Source organism: Cellulosimicrobium composti (genome assembly GCF_010287905.1).
Classification (GTDB): Bacteria; Actinomycetota; Actinomycetes; order Actinomycetales; family Cellulomonadaceae; genus Cellulosimicrobium; species Cellulosimicrobium composti.
In genome coordinates, this window is the sequence record NZ_JAAFAN010000070.1 from 1 (window position 1) to 20,349 (window position 20,349).

Genomic DNA, 20,349 nt, shown 5'->3' on the forward strand with positions numbered 1-20,349 from the left:
CCCCCCCCCCCGGCCCCCGCCCCCCCCCGCGCCCCCCCCGGGGGGGGGGGGGGGGGCCCCCCCCCCCCCCCCCCCCCCCGGGGCCCCCCCCCCCGGGGGGCCCCCGGACCCCGTCAGCGCCGGGCGCGGACCGCCGCGGCCGGCCAGGAAGGAGGTGACCCGACCACACGGCCGCCCGGTGGCGGCGGCCACGTACGGAGCCGGCGCCCGCAGCACGTGGGCCCGGCAGCACGGACCGACGGGGTGCGTCGCGCACCCCGGACCCGCTTCCACGACGGAGGACCTACCCGTGTCACGCAGAACCACCACACCCGCGCCGCGCGCGCGACGCCGCACCGCCGCGGCCGTCTCCGCGGCCCTGGTCGCCCCGCTCGCCCTCACGGCGGCCGGGATCGGCGTCTCCGCGACGTCGGCGACGGCAGCGCCCGGCCCGGACTCGACGCTCGTCGTCGAGGCCGACCAGCCCTTCCGCGACGTGTCGCACGTCGCGACGGGATCGCTCTACGGGATCGCCGACGAGGGCGTCCCGTCCGACGACCTCATCGCACCCATCAAGCCCAACACCTTCATGCAGATGCCGCCCAACGGCCGGCAGCAGCCGACCGGTGACACCGCGAAGGTGTGGCGCACGGCCGAGCGCCACGGCGCCGGGATCGTCGTGCGCATCATCGACTACTACCCGGGCTGGCCGTACCAGTTCAGCTGGGAGACCACGGCCGACCGCAAGGGCTGGGAGGACGTGATCCGCGACGTCGTCGCCGACGTCGAGGCGTCGGGCGCGACGAACGTCGTGGCCTACGCGCCGTTCAACGAGCCCGACATCACGTGGCGCACGGAGAACGGCGACTTCCTCGACGCCTGGAAGTTCACGTACGACGTGCTGCGCGAGGAGATCGGCCCCGACGTCCCGATCCAGGGCCCCAGCTTCTCGGACAACATCTCGCGCATGCGCGAGTTCCTCGAGTTCGCGAAGGAGACCGACACCGTCCCCGACGTGCTCGAGTGGCACGAGCTCATCCGGGCGTCCAAGACGAAGGGCGACGTCGAGTCCGTGCGCGCCATGCTCGACGAGCTCGGCCTGCCCGACCTGCCCATCGACATCGCGGAGTACGCCTCCCCGCAGGAGGTCGGCCTGCCCGGCCCGCTCGTCGGCTACATCGCCGAGCTCGAACGGCACGGCATCCACCGCGCCGAGCTCGCGTTCTGGAACCAGTCCGGGACCCTGGGAGACCTGCTCGTCTCCCGCGGCGCCGCCCCCAACGGCGCGTACTGGCTCTACACCTGGTACGCGGACATGGAGGGCCAGATGGTCACCACGGTGCCGCCGTCGAACGAGAGCCCGCTCGACGGCGCCGCGTCGGTCAACGACGCGCGGGACGAGGTGAAGATCATCGCGGGCGGCAACAGCGGCCCGACGTCGATCGTCGTCAACGGCCTCGACGAGCTCGCGCTCGGCGACACCGTGAACGTCACGCTCGAGACGACGCCGTCGTACGGGCGCACCGTCCCGACGCCCGGCCCGATCACGATCTCGGAGACGACGTACGAGGTCGGCGACGACGGCTCGATCACCGTGCCCGTCGTCATGAACCCGGCCTACGGCTACCACGTGGTCGTCACGCCCGCGGCCGAGACGCCGGACCTCGCCGGCACCTACACGCTGACCAACCGCAACAGCGACCTCGTGCTCGACACGGCTGACGGCGGCACGACGCCGGGGACGCCGGTCGTCCAGGCCGAGGCCGACGGCGGCCCCACCCAGGCGTGGCGGGTCGAGGACGCGGGCTCGGGCCTCTACCGGGTCGTCAACGCGGCCACCGGGCTCGTGCTCGGCGTCGAGGGCGGGTCGACCGAGACCGGTGCGGCCGCGGTCGTCCGCGAGGACGACGGCAGCGAGGACCAGCTCTGGCAGCTCGTCCCCGACCCCGAGGGGCGCGTCCGGCTCGCGAACTACGGCACCGGGCTCACGCTCGGCGTCGGCGACATGAGCACCGAGCCCGGGGCGCCGGTCATCCAGTGGACCGACGGGTCACCGACGTCGAACTGCCGCGCCGACGGTGACCGCCGACCGGGCCGGATCGGCACCGCGCTCGACTTCTGCCAGAGCGCGTCGTACGTGACGCTGCCGAACGGCACCCTCGGCGATCTCGACGGCGACTGGTCCGTCTCGACGTGGATCAAGCCGTCCGCGCTGCCCACCTGGGCCCGCGTGCTCGACCTCGGGGCGAACTCGAGCCGGAGCATGTTCCTCACGGTCAACGCGGGCAACGGCCCGCGGTTCGCCATCACGACGAACGGGGCCGGCGGCGAGCAGCAGCTCAACTACAGCGGCCAGAACTTCGCGCTCGACCAGTGGTCCCACGTGGCGATCACCGTCGCCGGGACCACGGGCACGATGTACGTCAACGGGCAGGCCGTCGCGACGGGCACGATCACCACGTCGCCCGCCGACCTCGGCGACACGACCGGGCGCAACTACCTCGGCAAGTCGCAGTACGGCAGCGACCCCGCGTTCGACGGCGCGATCGACGACTTCGCGCTGTACGGCCGCGCGCTCTCGGCCGACGACGTCGCGGCGCTCGCGTCGGGCCAGCCGGCGGACGGCGACGTGCTGCACTACGCGTTCGACGAGACCGGCGGCGCGACCGTCACCGACTCGTCCGGCAACGGCCGCGACGGCACCGTCACGGTCGGCGGCGGCGCGGGCGGCACCACCACGGCGACCGACGAGGCCACCGCCGACCGGTTCTGGACCCTCACCCCCGCGGGGACGGGCTCCGACCTGGCCGTCGACGTCGTCGCGCAGCCCCGCTGCCTCGCCGGCGCGCCCTACCTCGCGGTCCGGGCGACCAACGCCGACGAGGTCCCGCTCGACGTCGAGCTCTCGACGCCCTACGGCGAGAAGACCTTCACCGCCGTCGCGCCCGGCGCCAACGCGTACCAGTCGTTCGCGGTCCGCGGCGACGCCGAGCCGGGCGTCGCCACCGTCACCGTGACGGCGGACGACGGCCGCGAGGCGACCGTCCGGGCGTCGTACGACGCACCCACCTGCGGCTGACAGGCCGCGCAGCACCGTCCGATGCACGTCGAGCCCCGCACCCATCGGTGCGGGGCTCGACGTGTCCCGCCGCAGCGTCCGCGCCGGCGTCGCGGGCGCTCCGGCTCAGCACCGGTGCTCGTGGTCGTGCTGTGCCTGCGCTGGCTTCGCGGGCGCTCCGGCTCAGCACCGGTGCTCGTGGTCGTGCTGTGCCTGCGCTGGCTTCGCGGGCGCTCCGGCTCAGCACCGGTGCTCGTGGTCGTGCTGTGCCTGCGCTGGCTTCGCGGGCGCTCCGGCTCAGCACTCGACGACGTTGACCGCGAGGCCGCCCGTCGACGTCTCCTTGTACTTGGTCGACATGTCGACGCCGGTCTGGCGCATGGTCTCGATGACGGTGTCGAGCGAGACGACGTGCGAGCCGTCGCCCTGCAGCGCGAGGCGTGCGGCGGAGACGGCGGTGCACGCGGCGATCGCGTTCCGCTCGATGCACGGCACCTGGACGAGCCCGCCGACGGGGTCGCACGTGAGGCCGAGGTTGTGCTCCATCGCGATCTCCGCCGCGTTCTCGACCTGCGCCGGTGTGCCCCCGAGCACCGCGCACAGCGCCCCCGCGGCCATCGAGCACGCCGAGCCGACCTCGCCCTGGCACCCCGCCTCCGCGCCGGAGATCGACGCGTTGCGCTTGTACAGCGCGCCGATCGCCGCCGCCGTGAGGAGGTACGTGCGCATCGCACGACGCCGCCGGGCCGGGTCGGCGGCGACGTCCGGGTGGGTGCGCAGGAAGTGCCGGCCCACGGCGGGGATGATGCCCGCGGCGCCGTTCGTCGGGGCGGTGACGACGCGCCGCCCGTCAGCGTTCTCCTCGTTGACGGCCATGGCGAACGCCTGGAGCCACTCGATCGTCGTGTCGGCGCCGCGCTCGTCGGCGGCCTCGAGACGCTCGCGCTGGGCCCGCGCCCGGCGGCGGACCGCGAGGCGGCCCGGCAGCACGCCGTCCCGGTCGAGACCCGCGTCGACGCACGCGCTCATCGCGTCCCAGATGCGGTCGAGACCCGCCTCGACCTCGCTCGCGGGCCGCAGCGCCGACTCGTTCGCCCAGGCCACCGCGGCGATCGACGTGCGCTCGCGTGCGCACACCGCGAGCAGCTCGGCGGCGTTCGCGAACGGGTACGGCACCCCGGTCGGCTCGTCGCGCGGGTCGACAGGCTCGCCCGCGAGCTCCGCGCCGACCTGCGCGGCCTCGGTCGTCGCGGCCGCCTCGAGCTCGGCCGCGGTGAGCACGAACCCGCCCCCGACGGAGTAGTACGCCTCCTCGGCGAGCACGTCCCCGGCGGCGTCGAGCGCCGTGAAGCGCATGCCGTTGGGGTGGCCCGGCATGCGCGTCAGGGGTGCGAGACTCACGTCGGCGCGGGACATCGTGACGCGGTGGCGGCCGAGCAGCGGCACGGAGGCGCCGTCGCCGAGCTTCTCCCACGAGCCGGGCACGACGTCCGGGTCGCACGTCTGAGGGTCCAGGCCCAGCAGGCCTGCCACGACCGCGTCCGGCGTCCCGTGCCCCACGCCCGTCGCACCGAGCGACCCGCACAGCATGACGCGCAGACCGGCCACCCGGTCGAGCATGCCCCGCTCCGCGAGCGCGGTGACGAACGCCGTCGCCGCCCGCATCGGCCCGACCGTGTGCGAGCTCGACGGCCCCACGCCGATCGAGAAGAGGTCGAGGACCGACACGTACGTGCTCATGCGGTCCATCGTCGCACCGCACCACGAGCCCGGGCGGTCGTCGGGCGCCCCGTCGGCCGGCGCCCGGAGCGCCCGGCCACCCCGTGGCCGCCTCGGGACAGGTGTTCGGCCCGGACGTGCGTCCCCCCGAGGGCGTCTCCGTCGTCGACGTCCCTAGCGCGAGCCCTCGCCCGCCGAGGAGGCCCCGGCGGCGCCCGGCCGGCGTCGGAGGGCGACGGGGCACGTCGCGAGGTGGTCGTCCACGAGCCCGCACGCCTGCATCGCGGCGTAGGCGGTCGTCGGCCCGACGAACCGGAACCCGAGCTTCTTGAGCGCCTTCGAAAGCGCGGTCGACTCGGGCGTGGAGCCCGGGACGTCTCCCCATGCGACGGGGCGGTGGGCCCGGGGCGGGGGCGCGAACGACCACACGAGCTCGTCGAGCGTGCGCCCGCTGTCGTGGAGCGCGAGCAGGGCGCGCGCGTTGTCGATCGTCGCGCCGATCTTCTGCCGGTTCCGGATGATGCGGGCGTCGCCGAGCAGCCGATCGACGTCCTGCTCCCCGAACCCGGCCACGACCTCCGGGTCGAACCCGGCGAACACCTCGCGGAACGCGGGGCGCTTGCGCAGCACCGTGATCCAGGACAGGCCGGACTGGAAGCCCTCCAGCGCCAGCCGCTCGAGCAGCGCGGTGTCCCCGTGGACCGGGACCCCCCACTCGGTGTCGTGGTACTCCCCGTAGAGCGGGTCCCCGTCGCCGAAGCACCGCGCCCCGACGGGCGGCTGCTCGGGTACGTCGTCGGGGACCGCGAGGGGCGTCGTCGGCGCGGAGCCGGTCTCGGGCGTCATGGCACCACTGTGCCGCGCCCTGCCGACACGGCGCGCGCCCCCTCAGCGCCCTGTGGACGGCACCGCCGCCGTCGTGCCCTGTGGTCGGCTGGACTCGGCGCGAGGCGAGATCGGCATCTCCGTCCGGGATCGGCACGTGCGACTGCCGATCCCGGCACGAACCGCCGAAGTCGGCCCGGATCGCCCGTCAGGCCGCGGCGGTCACGGGGACGTCCGGCGCTGCGGACCCTCCTCGCGGAGGGACGACCGGATGTCTGCGAGGACGCGTTGCGTGTTTCTGCGTGTTTTGGCCAAGGTATTGACAGACTCTTCCACCTCCGCTGAACTGGCGCCGGACGGGTTCGTACCCCTTCCGAACGAACGGAAACGTCACCAGCGGGAACGGCGCGCGACGCCCGGTTCCCGGACCAACGGAGGTCCCATGCAGCACGCGTCCGCACGTCGACCCGACCCCACGCCCCCGAGACCGGGCTCCGCGCGCCGCCCGCGCGCCGCGGCGACGGCCGCCGTCACCGTCGCCGGCCTCGCCGCCGTGGCCGCGCTCACGACGACCGCGCCCGCGCTCGCCGACGAGCCGGTCAACGCCGCGCCGCTCGTCGTGCCGTCCCTGCGCGAGTGGACCGGCGGCACGGGCGAGTTCCGCCTCGACGACGGCGCGCGCGTCGTCGTGCCCGCCGCGCTCTCGGACCTCGGTGAGCAGCTCGCGGACGAGGTCCTCGAGCTCACGGCGCACCGCGTGGACGTCGCGGTCGGCGCGGAGCCGCGCGACGGCGACGTCGTCCTCGTGCTCGACCCGGCGCTCGGGCACGCGCCCGGCGGCGAGCGGTTCGACGAGGAGGGCTACGCGCTCGACGTCGATCCCGACGTCCTGACGATCACCGCCCCCACGCGCACGGGCGTCTACTACGGCACGCGCAGCGTGCTCCAGGTGCTCGTGCAGGACGACGCGCGCTCGGCCGTCCCGGTGGGGGAGAGCCTCGACTGGCCGGACTACGAGACGCGCGGCTTCATGCTCGACGTGGGGCGGCGGTTCTTCACGCCCGAGTTCGTGCGCGACTACATCGCGATGATGGGCTGGTTCAAGCTCAACGAGTTCCAGATCCACCTCATGGACAACGAGATCAGCCCGGCGGGCGGGGACTGGTCGGCGGCGTACGACGGCTTCCGCCTCGCGAGCGACGACCCGGCGTTCGCGGGTCTCGCGTCCACGGACGGCGCGTACGACCGCGAGGACTGGCAGTCGTTCGAGGACGCGGCCGCGGCCCACGGGGTGCAGATCGTCCCCGAGATCGAGGGTCCGGCGCACGCCCGGTCGGTCATCCGGTGGAAGCCGGAGGTCGGGCTCGCCGGCGGCAACTCGGACCACCTCGACCTCGCGAACCCGGAGACGACCGCCACGATGAAGGCGATCTACGACGAGTTCGTCCCGTGGTTCGAGGGTCCCGACGTGCACATGGGCGTGGACGAGTACTTCGCGTCGCCCGCGCTGTTCCGCGAGTACTTCAACACGATGGCCGCGCACCTGCGCGACCTCGGCAAGCACCCGCGCGCGTGGGGCAGCTTCACGCAGATGCACGGCAGCGCCGCGGGCTACGACCGCGACGTGACGATCAACGCCTGGAACAACGGGTGGTACTCGGGCGCGTCGGCCGTCGCCGACGGGTACGACTTCATCAACACCAACGATGCCACCCACTACGTGGTCCCGTTCGCGGACTATTACCACGGCAACGGTCTCGACGACCGGTGGATCTACGAGACGTGGCTGCCGCACGTGGCGGGGAACGTCACGGTCGCTCCCGGCGCGCCGCAGGGTGCGATGTTCGCGGTCTGGAACGACCTCGTGCACGCCGACTACACCGAGCAGGACGTGCACGGCCTCGTCGAGCTGTCCTTCCCCGCGATGGCGCAGAAGACGTGGGCCGCCCGCACGCCCGACCTCCCCTTCTCCGGCTTCTCGGCGCTGACGCGCACGCTGGGCCTCGGGCCGGGGATCGGCGTCGTCGAGTTCACGGGCGGCAGCGAGCGCCCCGGCGAGCTGAGCCACGGTGCCGAGGTGACGGCGTCGTCCGCCGACGCCGGCCACGACGCCGCGCACCTCACCGACGGGCAGACGACGACGCGCTGGGCCACGGCAGCGACGGACCCGGCCACGATCACGGTCGACCTGGGGGCGCCGCAGCGCGTCGGCGCGGTCGAGGTCGAGTGGACGACGGCGCACCCTGCCTCGTACGACGTCGAGACGTCGCTCGACGGCTCGGCCTGGACGCGCGCCGCGCGCCACACGGTGGCGGGTCCCGGCGTCGACCGCGTCGACCTGACGGGCGACGCCGCTCGGTGGGTGCGGCTGATCGCCGTCGTGCCGGCGACCGACCAGGGTCTGGGGGCGTGGCGCCTCTCGGTGCTCGGGCGCCCGGACCTCGCGCTGGGCGCGGCGGTGACGGCGTCGGGCACGGAGCCGGGCACGACGTTCGTGCCTGCCAACGCCGTGGACGGCGACCCGAGCACGCGCTGGTCCGCGGACTACTCCGCGCAGCCGTGGCTCGCGGTCGACCTCGGCGAGCCGCGCACGATCGACGAGGTGACGCTGCGGTGGGAGCGGGCGTCCGCGTCCGGCTTCCGCCTCGACGTGTCCGACGACGGGACCACGTGGACCGAGGTCGCGTCCCGCACGGGCCTGGAGGCGGCCGCGCGGACCGACGTCGTGACTGTCGAGCCGACGACGGCGCGGCACCTGCGCGTGACCGTGACCGCGAAGGCGATGGAGCCGTGGCTGTCGCTGTACGACGTCGAGGTGCGCGGCACGGCGCCCGGCGGCGCGGAGATCGACGCCGAGGCGACCGTGCGGTGCCTGGCCGGCACGGCGTACGTCGCGGTGGTGGTGCGGCCCGAGGAGACGGCGGACGTGGCGATCACGACGGCGCACGGGTCGCGCACGTTCGCGGACGTCGCCCCGGGCCGGGCCGCGTACGCGACGTTCTCGGCGCGCGCCGGTCAGGTCGCGGCGGGGACGGCGCAGGTGGAGGTCACGACGGACGGGGGTGTCGCGACGGCGGACGTCCCGTACGCCGGGGCGACGTGCTGAGCGCCTGAGCCGCCGCCCGTGGCACGGGGGCGGCGTCCCCCGCCTGACGAGCACCGCACGACGGGCCCGGCAGCACCTGCTGCCGGGCCCGTCGTCGTACCCGGCCCGGCCAGGGTGGCCGGCCCCGCCGGCTCAGTCGGCGGCGGCGGGCAGCGAGAGCTCGGCGATCGCGCGCAGCGCGGCGAGGTGCGAGCGCAGGGCGGCGGCCCCGGCGTCGGTCAGGCGGACGCGTGTGCGGGCCCGGCGCGCGACGCGGTCCTTCGTGATCTCCACGTAGCCGGCGCCCTTGAGCGCGGTGAGCTGCTTCGACAGGGCCGAGTCGGACACCTCGATGGTGTCGCGCAGCGTCGTGAAGTCGGCCCGCTCGACGCCCGAGAGCGCGGCGACGACGGACAGGCGCACGGGGGACTGGAGCACGTCGTCGAGCGCGTGGCGCGGGTGGTGCTCGACGTCGGACCTGCTCCCGGGGCGGTCGGCGGTCATGCGGGCACCGTCACGTCGCGCGGGACGGGGCGCCACGCCGCGAGGAGGAGCGGGACGGCGCTGACCAGCGCCGCCGGGACCCAGAACGCGACGAGACCCGGCCACAGGGTCGTGCCGGCGAAGATCGTGACGCCGTAGACGACCGCCCACGTGATCGCGCCGGCGAAGATCCGGCGCGCGGTGCCCGGCGCGGTCGCGCCCTGGCGGTTGGCCCACGTGGTGCCGACGGCGACGATCACGGCCCAGGCGCCCATGCCGACGAAGAACCCGACGCGCCCCCCGAGCCCGATCGCCAGCACGAGGCCGACGCTCGCGACGGCCCACCCCGTGAGGTAGAGGCGGACCCAGCGCCACCCCTGGGCGCGCGTCCGTCCGGCGAGCCGCGAGACCCGTTCGAGGGCCGCCGCCGCCTCGCGGGGGTCGGGGACGTGCGGCGGCGTGGCGGGCTGGTCGGCGCTGTTCATGCATGCCAGTCAAGCATCTACTTTCCATCATGGCAAGTGTTTGCCGTGGTGACTTCTCCCCCTGGTGGGCCGACGGCGGTCCGGGCAGACTGGTCCCGGCCCTGGCCCAGCCCGGGGCATGCGACGCCTCGACCCCCCGCTCCCGGAGGAGACCCATGTCCGACGCCCTCGCCGCGCTCGCCGCCGCCGTCGCGGCAGCCCCCACGAGCGCACCGCTGCGCGTGCACTACGCGAGCCTCCTGCTCGCGGCCGGGCGGTCGGTCGAGGCGCTCGAGCAGGCGAGCGCCGCGCTGCGGATCGACCCTGCGGACGGCGAGGCGCTGCGCCTCGTGCAGGACTCCGCCGCCGCGGCGGCGACGCGTCCCGCGACCCCCGGGCCGGCCCCCGCGCCGGACGCCGATCCAGCCCCTTCGCCCGCCCCCGCGCCGGCGGCGGCGCCGGACGCCGCTCCGGAGCCGACGCCGCCGGACGCCTCGGCACCGCCGGACGCCTCGACACCGCCGCACGTCGCGGCACCGCCGGACGCCCCGGCGTCGGGCATCGACTGGGAGCGGCTCGAGGGTGAGCTCGACGTGCGCGTGCCGCCGCCGTTCGTGGACGGCGTCGACTCCACGCCCGGCCCGACGCCCGGCCCGACGCCCGGCCCGGCGTCGCCCCGCCCGGCGTCGCCCGTCCCGGACGCGGACCGCCCGCACGACGCCCCGGGCACCGAGCCCACGGGCGGCAAGCCGTTCCTCGTCCCCGCGCGCGACGACGCACCCGACGACGGGTCGGGGCTGCTCGAGGTCTCGCGCGAGACGGTGACGCTCGCGGACGTCGGTGGGCTGGAGCCGGTGAAGAAGCGCATCCGCGAGGCGTTCCTCGAGCCGATGCGCAACCAGGCCATCGCGAGGGCGTTCGGCAAGTCGCTACGCGGGGGCCTCCTGCTCTACGGGCCGCCCGGGACGGGCAAGACGTTCATGGCGCGCGCCGTCGCGGGCGAGCTCGGCGCGCGGTTCCTCACCGTGACGCTCGCGGACGTCCTCGACAGGTACATGGGCGAGAGCGAGCAGAACCTGCACGACCTGTTCCAGAGGGCGCGCCGGCTCGCCCCGGCCGTCCTGTTCCTCGACGAGGTCGACGCGATCGGCGGCAGGCGCGCGCAGTACTCCGGCTCGTCGGGCATGCGGACGGTCGTCAACCAGCTCCTCCAGGAGATGGACGGCATCGGCTCCGACAACGACGGCCTGTTCGTCCTCGGCGCGACGAACCACCCGTGGGACGTCGACACGGCGCTCCTGCGCCCGGGACGGTTCGACCGCGTCGTGCTCGTGCTCCCGCCGGACGAGCCCGCGCGCGAGGCGATCCTGCGCCACCACCTCGCGGGCCGGCCGCTCGCGGGGATCGACCTGCGCGCGGTCGTCCGGCGCACCGACGGCTTCTCCGGCGCCGACCTCGAGCACCTCGCCGCGACGGCGGCCGAGAAGGCGATGATGGACTCGATCGCGACCGGCCAGGTCCGTCCGATCACGATGGCCGACCTGGAGTCGGCGCTCGCCGACGTGCGGCCGTCCACGACGGCGTGGCTCCAGTCCGCGCGCAACGTCGTGACGTTCGCGAACGACGACGGCCGCTACGACGACCTCGCCGCGTACCTGCGCGCGCGGCGCATGCTCTGAGCCGCCGAGGCCGCTGACGGTGACCACCACGACCGACCCGCGCGCCGTCGTCGCGCGCGCCGAGCTGCTGGTCCAGGCGGGCCGCGCCGAGCGTGCGCTCGACGAGGTCGACGCCGCGCTCGCCGCGGCGCCCGACGACCCGCGGCTGCTCGTGGTCGCCGCGTGGGTGCGCCTGCACCTGCAGCGGTCCGCCGAGGCCCTGCCGCTCCTCGAGCAGGTCGTCGGCGCCCGACCGGAGGCGGACGGCGCGTTCCACCTGCTCTCGGTCGCGCGCCAGAACACGGGCGACGTGCCCGGAGCGCGCGCTGCGGCGCGGCGCGCGCTCGAGCTCGACCCCGACGACGCGCGGTACCACCTGCAGCTCGCCGACGCCCACCTGTCGGGGCGCGTGCGCCGCGCGGACCGGGCGCTCGCGCGCGAGCGGGTCGCCGCGGCGCTCGCGCTCGCGCCGCAGCACCCGGACCGCCTCGCGCAGGCCGCCCGGCTCTGGTCCCGCCTCGGGGACGACGACCGGGCGCGCGCCCTCGTGCGCCAGGGCCTCGCCGTCGCGCCCGAGCACGAGGACCTGCTCTACCTCGACGCGGCCCTCGCGCTCGACGCGAGCCGCAGCGCCCAGGGCTACCGTGGCGTCCTCGCCGCGAACCCCGAGCACGCCGAGGCAGGGTTCCTGCTGCACCTGGGCGTGTGGCAGCAGGTGCTGCGGCTCGTCGAGATGCCGGTGCTGCTCGTCGGGGCGGTCGCCCTCGTCGTCGCGTTCGCGATGAGCGACGCGCACGTGGGCGGCGTGCCGCTGTGGGGGATCGTCGTGCTGCTCTGGACGGTGGTCACGGCGCTGCGCGTCGTGCCGGTCCTGCTCCAGGTGCCGCGCGGTCTCCTGCGCCGCACGCTGCGCCGCACGCCGCTGCGCGGCGGGACGGTCGTGGCGGTCGCCGTCGGTTGGGCGGGCGTCCTCGCAGGGCTCGTCCTGCTCTACGTCGTGCGCGACGCCGTCGCCGTCCGGTGGTTCCTCGTCGGGCTGGGGGTGGTGCTCGCGCTGACGACCGGGACCTCGGCCGTGCTGCACGCGGCGATGTTCGCACAGGCGCGGGAGCTCGGCTTCCTGCCGTCCGGGCCGACAGGCGCGGCGCGGGTCGCGGCCCTGCGCGCGAGCCTGCGGGGGGCGGTCGTGCGGCGGGCGGTCGTCGTCGGCGTCGTCGCGGTCGTCGTGGCGAGCGTCGGCCCGGGCGCGGTCGCGCGCGAGGACGCGCGCCCCGTCGCGGCGCTGGCCGCGGTGGCGTACGTGCTGCCGCTCGTCGTGGGGATGTGGGCGGCATGGCGCGTCGCGGCCCGGCAGCGCGCGGCGTCCGACGAGCGTGCGCCCGTGAGCGCGGCCGCGGCGGTGCGCGCGGGGCTCGGTGCCGCGGTCCTCGTCGTGACCACGGTGCTGCTGCTCCTCGCCGAGGGGGCCGCGCTCGCCGCGCTGCCCGTCACCCCCGGCGAGCACGACGCCGACGGCCGCTACGTCCAGGCGCCGCGTTCCCCGCGGGACCCCGGCTCGGGCGTCGAGGAGTGCACCGGCCGTCCCGCCGGACGCCTCGCGTGCATCCAGGAGAACAACCGCGTCCGCCAGGAGGAGCTCCGCGACCGGATGGAGGAGCTGGACGTCCCGAGCATCGACGTCCCGACGTTCGACGTGCCGGAGCTGCCCGACCTGCCGGACGTCCGGGTGCCCGACGCCCCCGTCGAGCCGACCCCCTGACGCCCCGCACCCGGGGCCGCGCGGTCGCGGGGGCGTCCGCCTCGCGCCGCTCGGGCGTCAGTCCGTCCTCGCGGGCCCTGTCGAGCCCGGGCGCCCGCCCGTCCGCCGCGCGACGAACGCCTCGATCCCGTCGAGCACGATGTCGAGCCCGAACCCGACGTCGCTCTCCCGGTCGTCGGGCGCGGCCGGCGCCGGCTCCCAGGTCGTGAGCGCGCGCGTGAGCGCGGGGTACGTCTCGGGGTCGGCGAGCCGCGAGAGCACGAGCTCGTAGTCGGCGTACGGGTTCGCCGCGGCGAGCGCGCGCTCGTCGAGGTCGCGCTCGGGGGTGTCGCCGGGCAGTCCCTGGGCGCTGCGGACGGTCTCGGCCGCGGCCCGCCGCGTCTCGACCTGGACGCGGCCCTCGCCGAGCACGTGCTGCGCGAGGAGCCCGACGATCTGCAGCGTCTCGTCCATCGAGAGGCCGAGCGGCTCGAGCATCGCGAACGCGCGGTCGATCCAGCGCAGGCGGTGCGGTCCGACGGGCGCCGTGGTGAGCGGGAGGTCGAGGTACCAGGGGCGGGCGAGCACGCCCTCGATCTGGGCGCGCGTCCACGCCTCGAGCCCGGCGCGCCAGTCGCCCTCGGGGAGGGGCGGCAGGGTCAGGGACTCGGCCACCGCGTCGGCCATGAGGACGAGGAGCTCGTCCTTGCTCTCCACGTACCGGTACAGCGCCATCGAGGAGTACCCGAGCGACTCGGCGACGCGCGCCATCGAGACGGCGGCCAGGCCCTCGGCGTCGGCGAGGTCGACGGCGGCCCGGACGATCCGCTCGACGCTCAGCGCGGGCTTGGGGCCGCGTCGCGGGGGAGCGCTGCGTCCCCACAGGCGCGCGATCACGGGCGGCAGGTCCGCCGCCCGGTCCGGTCCGTCGGGGCCGCGCCGGTCGGCCGGGTCGCTCGTGCTCATCGCCCCATCCTCCCGCGGGCCTTGACCGCCCGCGAAACCGTGTCTACCGTACACAGAACAGCGGATCACATAAACAGTTTCTTCTCGACGCGGTACGCCACCGCCCGACCTCGGGAGCCCTCATGACCTCGGACGTGCTCGTCCACGCGCGCGGCCTGCGCAAGAGCTACGGCTCCCCCCGCCGGCCCGTGCGGGTGCTGGACGGCCTCGACCTCGCCCTGCACCGCGGCGAGGTCCTCGCCGTGCTCGGCCCCAACGGCGCGGGGAAGACGACGACCGTCCGCATCCTCGCGACGCTCCTGCGCCCGGACGCGGGCACCGCCACGGTCGCGGGCCACGACGTCGTGCGCGACGCCGCGCGCGTCCGCGGGCTCATCAGCCTCACCGGCCAGTACGCGGCGGTCGACGAGAAGCAGACCGGCCGCGAGAACCTCGCGATGATGGGTCGGCTCGCGCACCTGCCGCGCCGCGTCGTGCGGGCACGCGTCGACGACCTGCTCGACGCGTTCGACCTCGCCGGCGCCGCCGACCGCCGCGTCGGGGAGTACTCCGGCGGCATGCGCCGTCGGCTCGACCTCGCAGCGGGGCTCCTCACGCGCCCGCAGGTCATGTTCCTCGACGAGCCGACGACCGGCCTCGACCCGCGCAGCCGCCAGACCATGTGGGAGGTGGTCCGCGCCGTCGTCGCCGACGGCACGAGCCTGTTCCTCACCACGCAGTACCTCGAGGAGGCCGACCAGCTCGCCGACCGCGTCGCGCTCGTCGACGACGGCCGCGTCGTCGCCGAGGGCTCCCCGTCCGACCTCAAGCGCCGCGTCGGCGACGCACGCGTCGAGCTCACCTTCGCCACCTCCGAGGAGGCGGCGCGGGTCGGGAGCACGTGGCCGGGAACGGACGCGCACGCCACCGTCCCCGGACCCGGACCCGACGTCGCGACCTCGTCGACGCTCCGCGTCCCGACCGACGGCTCCGTCGGTCACGTGCGCGACGTCCTCGCCGCCGTCGCCGCGACGGGCGCGGAGCCGGAGCGCTGGGAGATGCGCGAGCCGACGCTCGACGACGTGTTCCTCACGCTCACCGGCCACGCCACCCGCGCCCGCGCCCCGCGCGACACCGGCTCGACCGCACCCGGCGCGGGCGCGCCGGCCGACCACGAGGAGACCGCAGCATGACCGCCCCGAGCCTCGCCGCGCCGTCGGGCACGACCCCGCGGCTCCCTGCCCCGACGCCCCGTCCCGGACGGCACGTGCTCGCCGACGCGGGCGCGATGGTCGCGCGGTCGCTGCGGCTGGTGCGGCGCGAGCCGGACGAGCTCGTCCTCGGCCTCGTGCTGCCCGTGATGCTCATGATCCTGTTCGTCTACGTGTTCGGCGGGGCCATGAGCGTCGGGACGGACTACGTCACGTACGCGACGCCGGGGATCGTGCTGCTGTGCGCGGGGTACGGCGCGTCCAACACGGCGATCGCGGTGGAGCAGGACATGTCCGGCGGCATCATGGACCGCTTCCGGTCGATGCCGATCGTGGCGTCGACGGTGCTCGTGGGGCACCTGGTCGCGAGCATCGTGAAGAACCTCGTGACGACTGCCGTCGTGCTGGTCGTCGCGCTCCTCGTCGGGTTCCGGCCGGTCGCGACGCCGCTCGAGTGGGTGGCCGCGCTGGGCGTCGTGGCGGCGTACGTCGTGGCGATCACGAGCGTCGCGGCGTTCGTCGGGGTCCTCGTGCGCTCGCCCGCGGCGGCGGGAGGGTTCGGCTTCTTCATGCTGTTCCTGCCGTACGTGTCGAGCGCGTTCGTGCCGCCGGGGACGATGCCGGCGTGGCTGCGGGGGTTCGCGGAGCACCAGCCGGTGACGTCCGTCATCGAGACGATCCGCGGCCTGCTCGTCGGGCTGGGGTCGGACGCCCGCCCCGTCACGGACCTGGGCACGACTGCGGTCCTCGCGCTCGCGTGGTGCGCCGGCCTGACCGTGGTGTTCCTCGGCGGCGCGGCCTGGGCGTTCGCGCGCCGCCGCCGCTGACCGCGGTCGTGCGCCGCCGCCGCCGCTGACCGCGGCCGTGCGTCGCCGCTAGTTCAGGGCGGCTGGGCACGTTGTGCCATGGAACCTCTCGGTCTACCTCGACGACCTCGCCGGAGGCTTGCAGGGGCCGTGATGCGCGCGCGAGAGTGATGTGTTTCACGTTGACCCCGTGTGACATAGATGTCACGATCGGCAGTGTTCGTATCGTAACGATGAAGCCCGATACGAACGCCGAACCATCATCACCAACACCATCACATCTCTTGCTCGTCACCCCAGGAGGTGACTGTTATGGCACGTACCGGACGCTTCTGGGACCGTCACAACCAGCGCATGCAGGACCCAGAGTCCGCGCGGCGCTTCGCCACCGAGCTCGCGCGCATCCGCGCGATCGACGAGGTGGTGAACACTCTTGCTGAGCAGATCGAAACTCTCGGACTGACCAAGGCTGACGTCGCGCGCGCGATCGGCGCAGAGTCGTCGACCGTACGGCGGCTGCTGTCCGCCTCGACCCGCAACCCGACCGTTGGCACAGTGGGAGAGATGGCGGCCGCCGTTGGACTCAAGCTGGTGCTCGTACCCATGAGTGAGGAAGAGCGGCGCGAGACAACCGAGCCCATGCTTGCGGGCGCGCGCGCCCACCATGAAGTTGCCGTGGCCTGACTGCCGAGGCGCACGACTCTCCAAAGCCCCGTCCGATCGCTAGGCGATCGGGCGGGGCTGCGTCTTGCGGTACCGCTCCCCGAGAGAACGGATCTTCTTGTGCTCCTTGTCGTCGATCACCGTGCCGCGGGCCTTGTCGCGGCCGTCGACGACGACCAGGAGCGGCTTCGCTCGACTTCTAGCCTTGGTGTCCAGAAGACAGAAGAGCCGGTAGTGGCGACGCTGGAAGTCCTTCCGAGCCTCGTACCACCCCCTCATGTCTCCGTGCATCGCCTCCCACATCCCACCGCCAGCGAACTTGTGGGGAGGCGAGGTGGCTACGGCAATGAGGATCGCCGCGAAGTCGTCTTGCACCGAGTCGGGGCAGGAGTCGAGGAAGTCCTCTGCGGGCATGCTCTCGTCGTCGTGCACGTAAAAGACGATGTCGTAGGCGTCCTCGCTGGGGGGAGGTTCTGCCTCCGCCTGGCTCTTCTGGCTGCTCTTGCCCATAGAGGGGACGGTACTGGGTCTGGCCCACAGCCCCGCGCGCGCTCAGCGGCGTCAGCCCAGAGCCAGACCCAGCCCTCGCGCCCGTTCGGGTCGAGAAAGCGCACCTGGACCGGCTCGCCCGGCCCATGCAAGAGCCTCGCCGGCGACGCGGGCCTCTCCGGTCTGCCGCTTGTTGAGCCACGCAAGTTCGGGAAGGGGTTCTTCGGGCCGCACGATCGGTAGGCCGCGGCGTGCAAGCACGGGCGCGGGCTCAGCGTAGTCGCGCAGCGCACGGTTTCGATGCCGGACGGCCAGCCGCCAGCCGGCGCTGTTCCCCGTCGAGGCGTCGACTCGACCGACGCCGGACCGGAAACGCTGGCCCTGTCCGTCGAGGTGGCGCGCGAGAACCCCGACGTGACCGGCGCTAGCCTGGCCGACGAACTGACGCGTCGTGGCCGCCCGGTGAGCACCCGGTCCGGGCAGCGCTACCGAGCCCGAGCCCTCGATGCGCTGGCCGAGGTGCCCCAGTCCTTACGTCTTTACGTGTCTAGCGCTGACCTCGCTCAACCACGCCATCGTGGCCGCGAGGTCACCCATCACCTGTTGCCGGTTCGCGGTGTACGTCGTGCCGTGCGGCTGGTCTTGGCTGGTGGCTGTCGTGTGCGGCGGGAGCTGAAATGAGACGTAGCCGGCGGACGTCGACGAGTTCCCACCAACCGAGATCATTCGACGGACGTCGCTTCGACACCGCAGAGCTGCGTAACGCGCGCGGTGTTCACGACGAGGGCGTGATCCCGGCACAGCACGAGCAGGCGCCCGAGGTCGTGGTCGGCGTCGTCGAGGAACTGCAACGTGTCGGCGTAGCGGCCATCTGTGTCGTCGCCTCGGGTGCCGCGACAGCGGGACGCGGCGCGCGCCCGGTGCGCAGCCGTGCGGGCGACCCGGGGCGGTGCGACGGTGGCGGGGTGACGGGACTCGTGGAGGCGGTCGCGCGGCCCGCCGGGGCGGCGCTCGCGGCGGTGACCGGGACCGTGGCGCGCGTGCGCCGCGGGCGGCCGATGCACGCGCGGGGAGTGCTGCTGCGCGCGACGCTCGTGGTCGCGGAGGACGATGCGGGCGCCGCCGTCGTGCCGCAGGGCCGGACCCCGGCGACGGTGCGTGTCTCACTCGGAGCGGGTGCCCCGCGCGGCTGGCCGGACGTCGTCGGGGTCGCGGTGCGCTGGACCGACGACGGCGCGCTGCAGGACGTCCTCTTCTCCTCCTCCGGCCGCGGCCGTCTCACGCGTTGGGCGATGCTGCTGCGGCGCGAGCCGATGGGCGGGTGGTTCTCGACGCTCATGCCGCTGCGGTCGCCGCACGGGCCGCGCGTGCTCGCGCTGCGGCCGGACCGGGACGCGGCGCGCGCCCGGGGCGTCCCGGTGCTCGAGGTGCTGGAGGCGACGCCGCTCGGGCAGTGGCACCGGTTCGGCGCGCTCGAGCTGCACGGCCCGGAGCAGGCCGAGCACGACGGCGACGACCTCCGCGTGCGGTTCGACCCCACGCGGCGCGCCCCGCGCCGGCTCGGCACCTACGCGTGGGAGGACGCGCTGCGCGACCCCGCGTACGCCGCGGCGCGGCGCCACGGCCGACCCTGAGCGGGCGCGGCACCCGAGTGCGGTCGGCCCTGACCGGGCGCTGCACCGTGGGGCGCGCGCCGGGACGGGCGCCGGACCGCCAGGGCGGCGGCCTCGCCCGCCGGGGTCCACGCCGGAGGGCACGAAAGAGGGCGGCGGTCCCGGAGTCCTGTCCACCGGGACCGCCGCCCGCGGGGGCGGCACCGTCGACGTGAGGCCGCCCCCGAGTCGTGGGCCGGGCGGCGAGCGCCGCCCGGCCGGGCGAGACGGTCGGTCAGACCGCCGCGAGCCGACGGCGCAGCCCGAGGCCCGCGACACCCGCGAGCACGGACCCGCCGACGAGCGCGGACATGCCGAGCGACAGCCGTCCGACCGGGCTGTTCTCGACGCTGTCCTTGAGCTCCGTCGTGCCGTCGGAGAGGGTGCCGGTGCCGGTGTGCAGCGTGGCCGCGCCCTCGGCGATCCGGGTGCTGCCGTCGTGCAGCTCGACGGCGCCGTCGGCGAGCGTCGAGGTGCCCGCGTGGAGCGTCGCGGAGCCCTCCGCGAGCGCCAGGTTGCCCGCCGCGAGGGTCGTCGCGCCGGTCGAGAGCGTCGTGAGGCCGTTCTGCAGGCGCAGCGTGCCGTCCTCGAGGCGCGTGGTGCCGTCGAGCAGGTCGCCCGCGCCCGTCCGCAGCCGGACGGTTCCGGCGGACAGGTCCGCGGCGCCGGTGCGCAGTCGGTCGGTCCCGGCGGACAGGTCGGCGGCGCCGGTCGCGGCGCGGGTCGTCCCGGCCCGGAGGTCCGCCGCGCCGGCCGCGGCGCGGGTCGTCCCGCCCCGCAGGTCCGTCGCGCCCGTCGCGAGCTCGGCCGCCCCGGTGGCGAGCTCGATCGTCCTGGCCGCGAGCTGGGCGTTGCCGGCCGCGATCCGGGAGGCGCCGTCGGCGAGGGTCCAGGTGCCCTGCGCGAGGGTCGACGCGGCCGTCGCGGCGCTGGCGTTGCCCTCGGCGACGTTCGCCGCCCCGGCCGCGACGTCGGAGGAGCCCGCGAGCAGCTCGCTCGCGCCCCCGGCGAGCTGGGCGGACCCGGCGGCGAGCTCGCTGGTCCCGGCGGCGAGGAGCACGCTGTTGGTCGAGATGTCGCTCGCCCCGGCGAGCACCGACTCGGCCCCGCCCGCGAGGGCCTGGGTGCCCTGCGCGAGGTCCTGCGCGCCGGCGGACACCTGCGCCGCGCCGGTGGCCACCGCGGCGGCGCCCCCGGCGACCTGCGTCGCGCCGTCGTGCGCGGACGCCGCTCCGGCGGACACCTCGGCGGCACCGGCGCGCAGCGAGGCGAGGCCGGCGTCGAGCTGCCTCGCGCCGTCGGCGGCGCCCGTGAGCCCGTCGCGCAGCGACGCCGCGCCGGTCACGAGCCCGGTGGCCCCGGCGTCGACCTGGGCGGCGCCGTCGCGGACGGAGCCGGCCGCACCGGCGAGCGCCTCGAGCTTCGCCCGGAGCGCGGGGTCGTCGGTCGCGGCGGCGAGGCCGGCGAGCTGCGTCGCGAGGCCGGCCGCCCCGTCGTGGACCTGGCCGGCACCGTCGGCGACGCCGCGCACGCCGTCGGCGAGCGCGACCGACCCCTGGCGGGCCGACTCGACG

Annotated in this window: 15 protein-coding genes and 1 pseudogene; 8 read left to right on the forward strand and 8 right to left on the reverse strand. The window is 75.3% G+C overall.

The features are described from left to right. Positions 1–289 precede the first annotated feature (289 nt). Positions 290–3,058: a LamG-like jellyroll fold domain-containing protein gene (locus GYH36_RS20405; protein ID WP_162290387.1), complete on the forward strand. Its 2,769-nt coding sequence runs from the start codon at positions 290–292 to the stop codon at positions 3,056–3,058. A gap of 276 nt (positions 3,059–3,334) precedes the next feature. Here GYH36_RS20405 and GYH36_RS16310 read toward each other — a convergent pair whose 3' ends face one another. Next, positions 3,335–4,777 carry an L-serine ammonia-lyase gene (locus GYH36_RS16310; protein ID WP_162290388.1) on the reverse strand — a complete coding sequence of 481 codons (1,443 nt, stop codon included), beginning with the start codon at positions 4,775–4,777 and terminating at the stop codon, positions 3,335–3,337. A gap of 153 nt (positions 4,778–4,930) precedes the next feature. Further along, positions 4,931–5,602 (reverse strand): DNA-3-methyladenine glycosylase I, encoded by a 672-nt coding sequence (locus GYH36_RS16315; RefSeq protein ID WP_162290389.1) that lies wholly within the window; start codon positions 5,600–5,602, stop codon positions 4,931–4,933. A gap of 421 nt (positions 5,603–6,023) precedes the next feature. Between GYH36_RS16315 and GYH36_RS16320 the strand changes: the two genes are divergently transcribed. After that, entirely contained in the window at positions 6,024–8,687 is a 2,664-nt protein-coding gene (locus tag GYH36_RS16320; protein WP_162290390.1) for a glycoside hydrolase family 20 protein, read from the forward strand. Between the two features lie 132 nt (positions 8,688–8,819). On the opposite strand, the gene GYH36_RS16325 is transcribed toward GYH36_RS16320, so the two are convergent. Continuing rightward, positions 8,820–9,170, reverse strand: coding sequence for a transcriptional regulator (locus tag GYH36_RS16325; RefSeq protein WP_162290391.1), 351 nt, complete (start codon positions 9,168–9,170; stop codon positions 8,820–8,822). Then, entirely contained in the window at positions 9,167–9,634 is a 468-nt protein-coding gene (locus tag GYH36_RS16330; protein ID WP_115941431.1) for a hypothetical protein, read from the reverse strand. The genes GYH36_RS16325 and GYH36_RS16330 overlap by 4 nt, the downstream gene beginning before the upstream one ends. A gap of 155 nt (positions 9,635–9,789) precedes the next feature. On the opposite strand from GYH36_RS16330, the gene GYH36_RS16335 reads away from it, so the two are divergent. Together GYH36_RS16335 and GYH36_RS16340 are read left to right on the forward strand one after the other, a co-directional pair. After that, the gene (locus GYH36_RS16335; protein WP_162290392.1) at positions 9,790–11,292 is read left to right on the forward strand and encodes an ATP-binding protein; all 1,503 of its coding nucleotides are present in this window, start codon (positions 9,790–9,792) and stop codon (positions 11,290–11,292) included. Positions 11,293–11,311: 19 nt separating this feature from the next. Next, positions 11,312–13,030, forward strand: a complete 1,719-nt coding sequence (locus GYH36_RS16340) for a tetratricopeptide repeat protein (RefSeq protein ID WP_162290393.1) — start codon at positions 11,312–11,314, stop codon at positions 13,028–13,030. A 57-nt stretch (positions 13,031–13,087) separates the two neighbouring features. On the opposite strand, the gene GYH36_RS16345 is transcribed toward GYH36_RS16340, so the two are convergent. Next, positions 13,088–13,975, reverse strand: a complete 888-nt coding sequence (locus GYH36_RS16345; protein ID WP_162290394.1) for a TetR/AcrR family transcriptional regulator — start codon at positions 13,973–13,975, stop codon at positions 13,088–13,090. A 122-nt stretch (positions 13,976–14,097) separates the two neighbouring features. On the opposite strand from GYH36_RS16345, the gene GYH36_RS16350 reads away from it, so the two are divergent. The 3 genes from GYH36_RS16350 to GYH36_RS16360 all read left to right on the forward strand — a co-directional run bounded on the left by GYH36_RS16350 (position 14,098) and on the right by GYH36_RS16360 (position 16,655). Then, a complete protein-coding gene (locus GYH36_RS16350; protein ID WP_162290395.1) occupies positions 14,098–15,147 on the forward strand; it encodes an ATP-binding cassette domain-containing protein in 1,050 nt (349 codons plus the stop codon). After that, complete coding sequence (locus tag GYH36_RS16355) at positions 15,144–15,992, forward strand: ABC transporter permease (RefSeq protein ID WP_162290396.1); 849 nt, start codon at positions 15,144–15,146, stop codon at positions 15,990–15,992. Before GYH36_RS16350 ends, GYH36_RS16355 begins: the two co-directional genes overlap by 4 nt. A 291-nt stretch (positions 15,993–16,283) precedes the next feature. Further along, positions 16,284–16,655: a helix-turn-helix domain-containing protein gene (locus GYH36_RS16360; protein ID WP_024841375.1), complete on the forward strand. Its 372-nt coding sequence runs from the start codon at positions 16,284–16,286 to the stop codon at positions 16,653–16,655. A gap of 39 nt (positions 16,656–16,694) precedes the next feature. Here GYH36_RS16360 and GYH36_RS16365 read toward each other — a convergent pair whose 3' ends face one another. Beyond that, complete coding sequence (locus GYH36_RS16365; protein WP_162290397.1) at positions 16,695–17,144, reverse strand: hypothetical protein; 450 nt, start codon at positions 17,142–17,144, stop codon at positions 16,695–16,697. A gap of 701 nt (positions 17,145–17,845) precedes the next feature. Continuing rightward, entirely contained in the window at positions 17,846–17,974 is a 129-nt protein-coding gene (locus GYH36_RS20135) for a hypothetical protein (protein WP_281351577.1), read from the reverse strand. Positions 17,975–18,088: 114 nt separating this feature from the next. Here GYH36_RS20135 and GYH36_RS16370 point away from each other — a divergent pair, with 114 nt between their 5' ends. After that, a complete protein-coding gene (locus GYH36_RS16370) occupies positions 18,089–18,757 on the forward strand; it encodes a hypothetical protein (RefSeq protein WP_162290398.1) in 669 nt (222 codons plus the stop codon). 253 nt (positions 18,758–19,010) lie between these two features. Here the strand turns inward: GYH36_RS16370 and GYH36_RS16375 are convergent. Continuing rightward, positions 19,011–20,349: pseudogene (locus GYH36_RS16375) on the reverse strand (hypothetical protein); the annotation flags it as partial.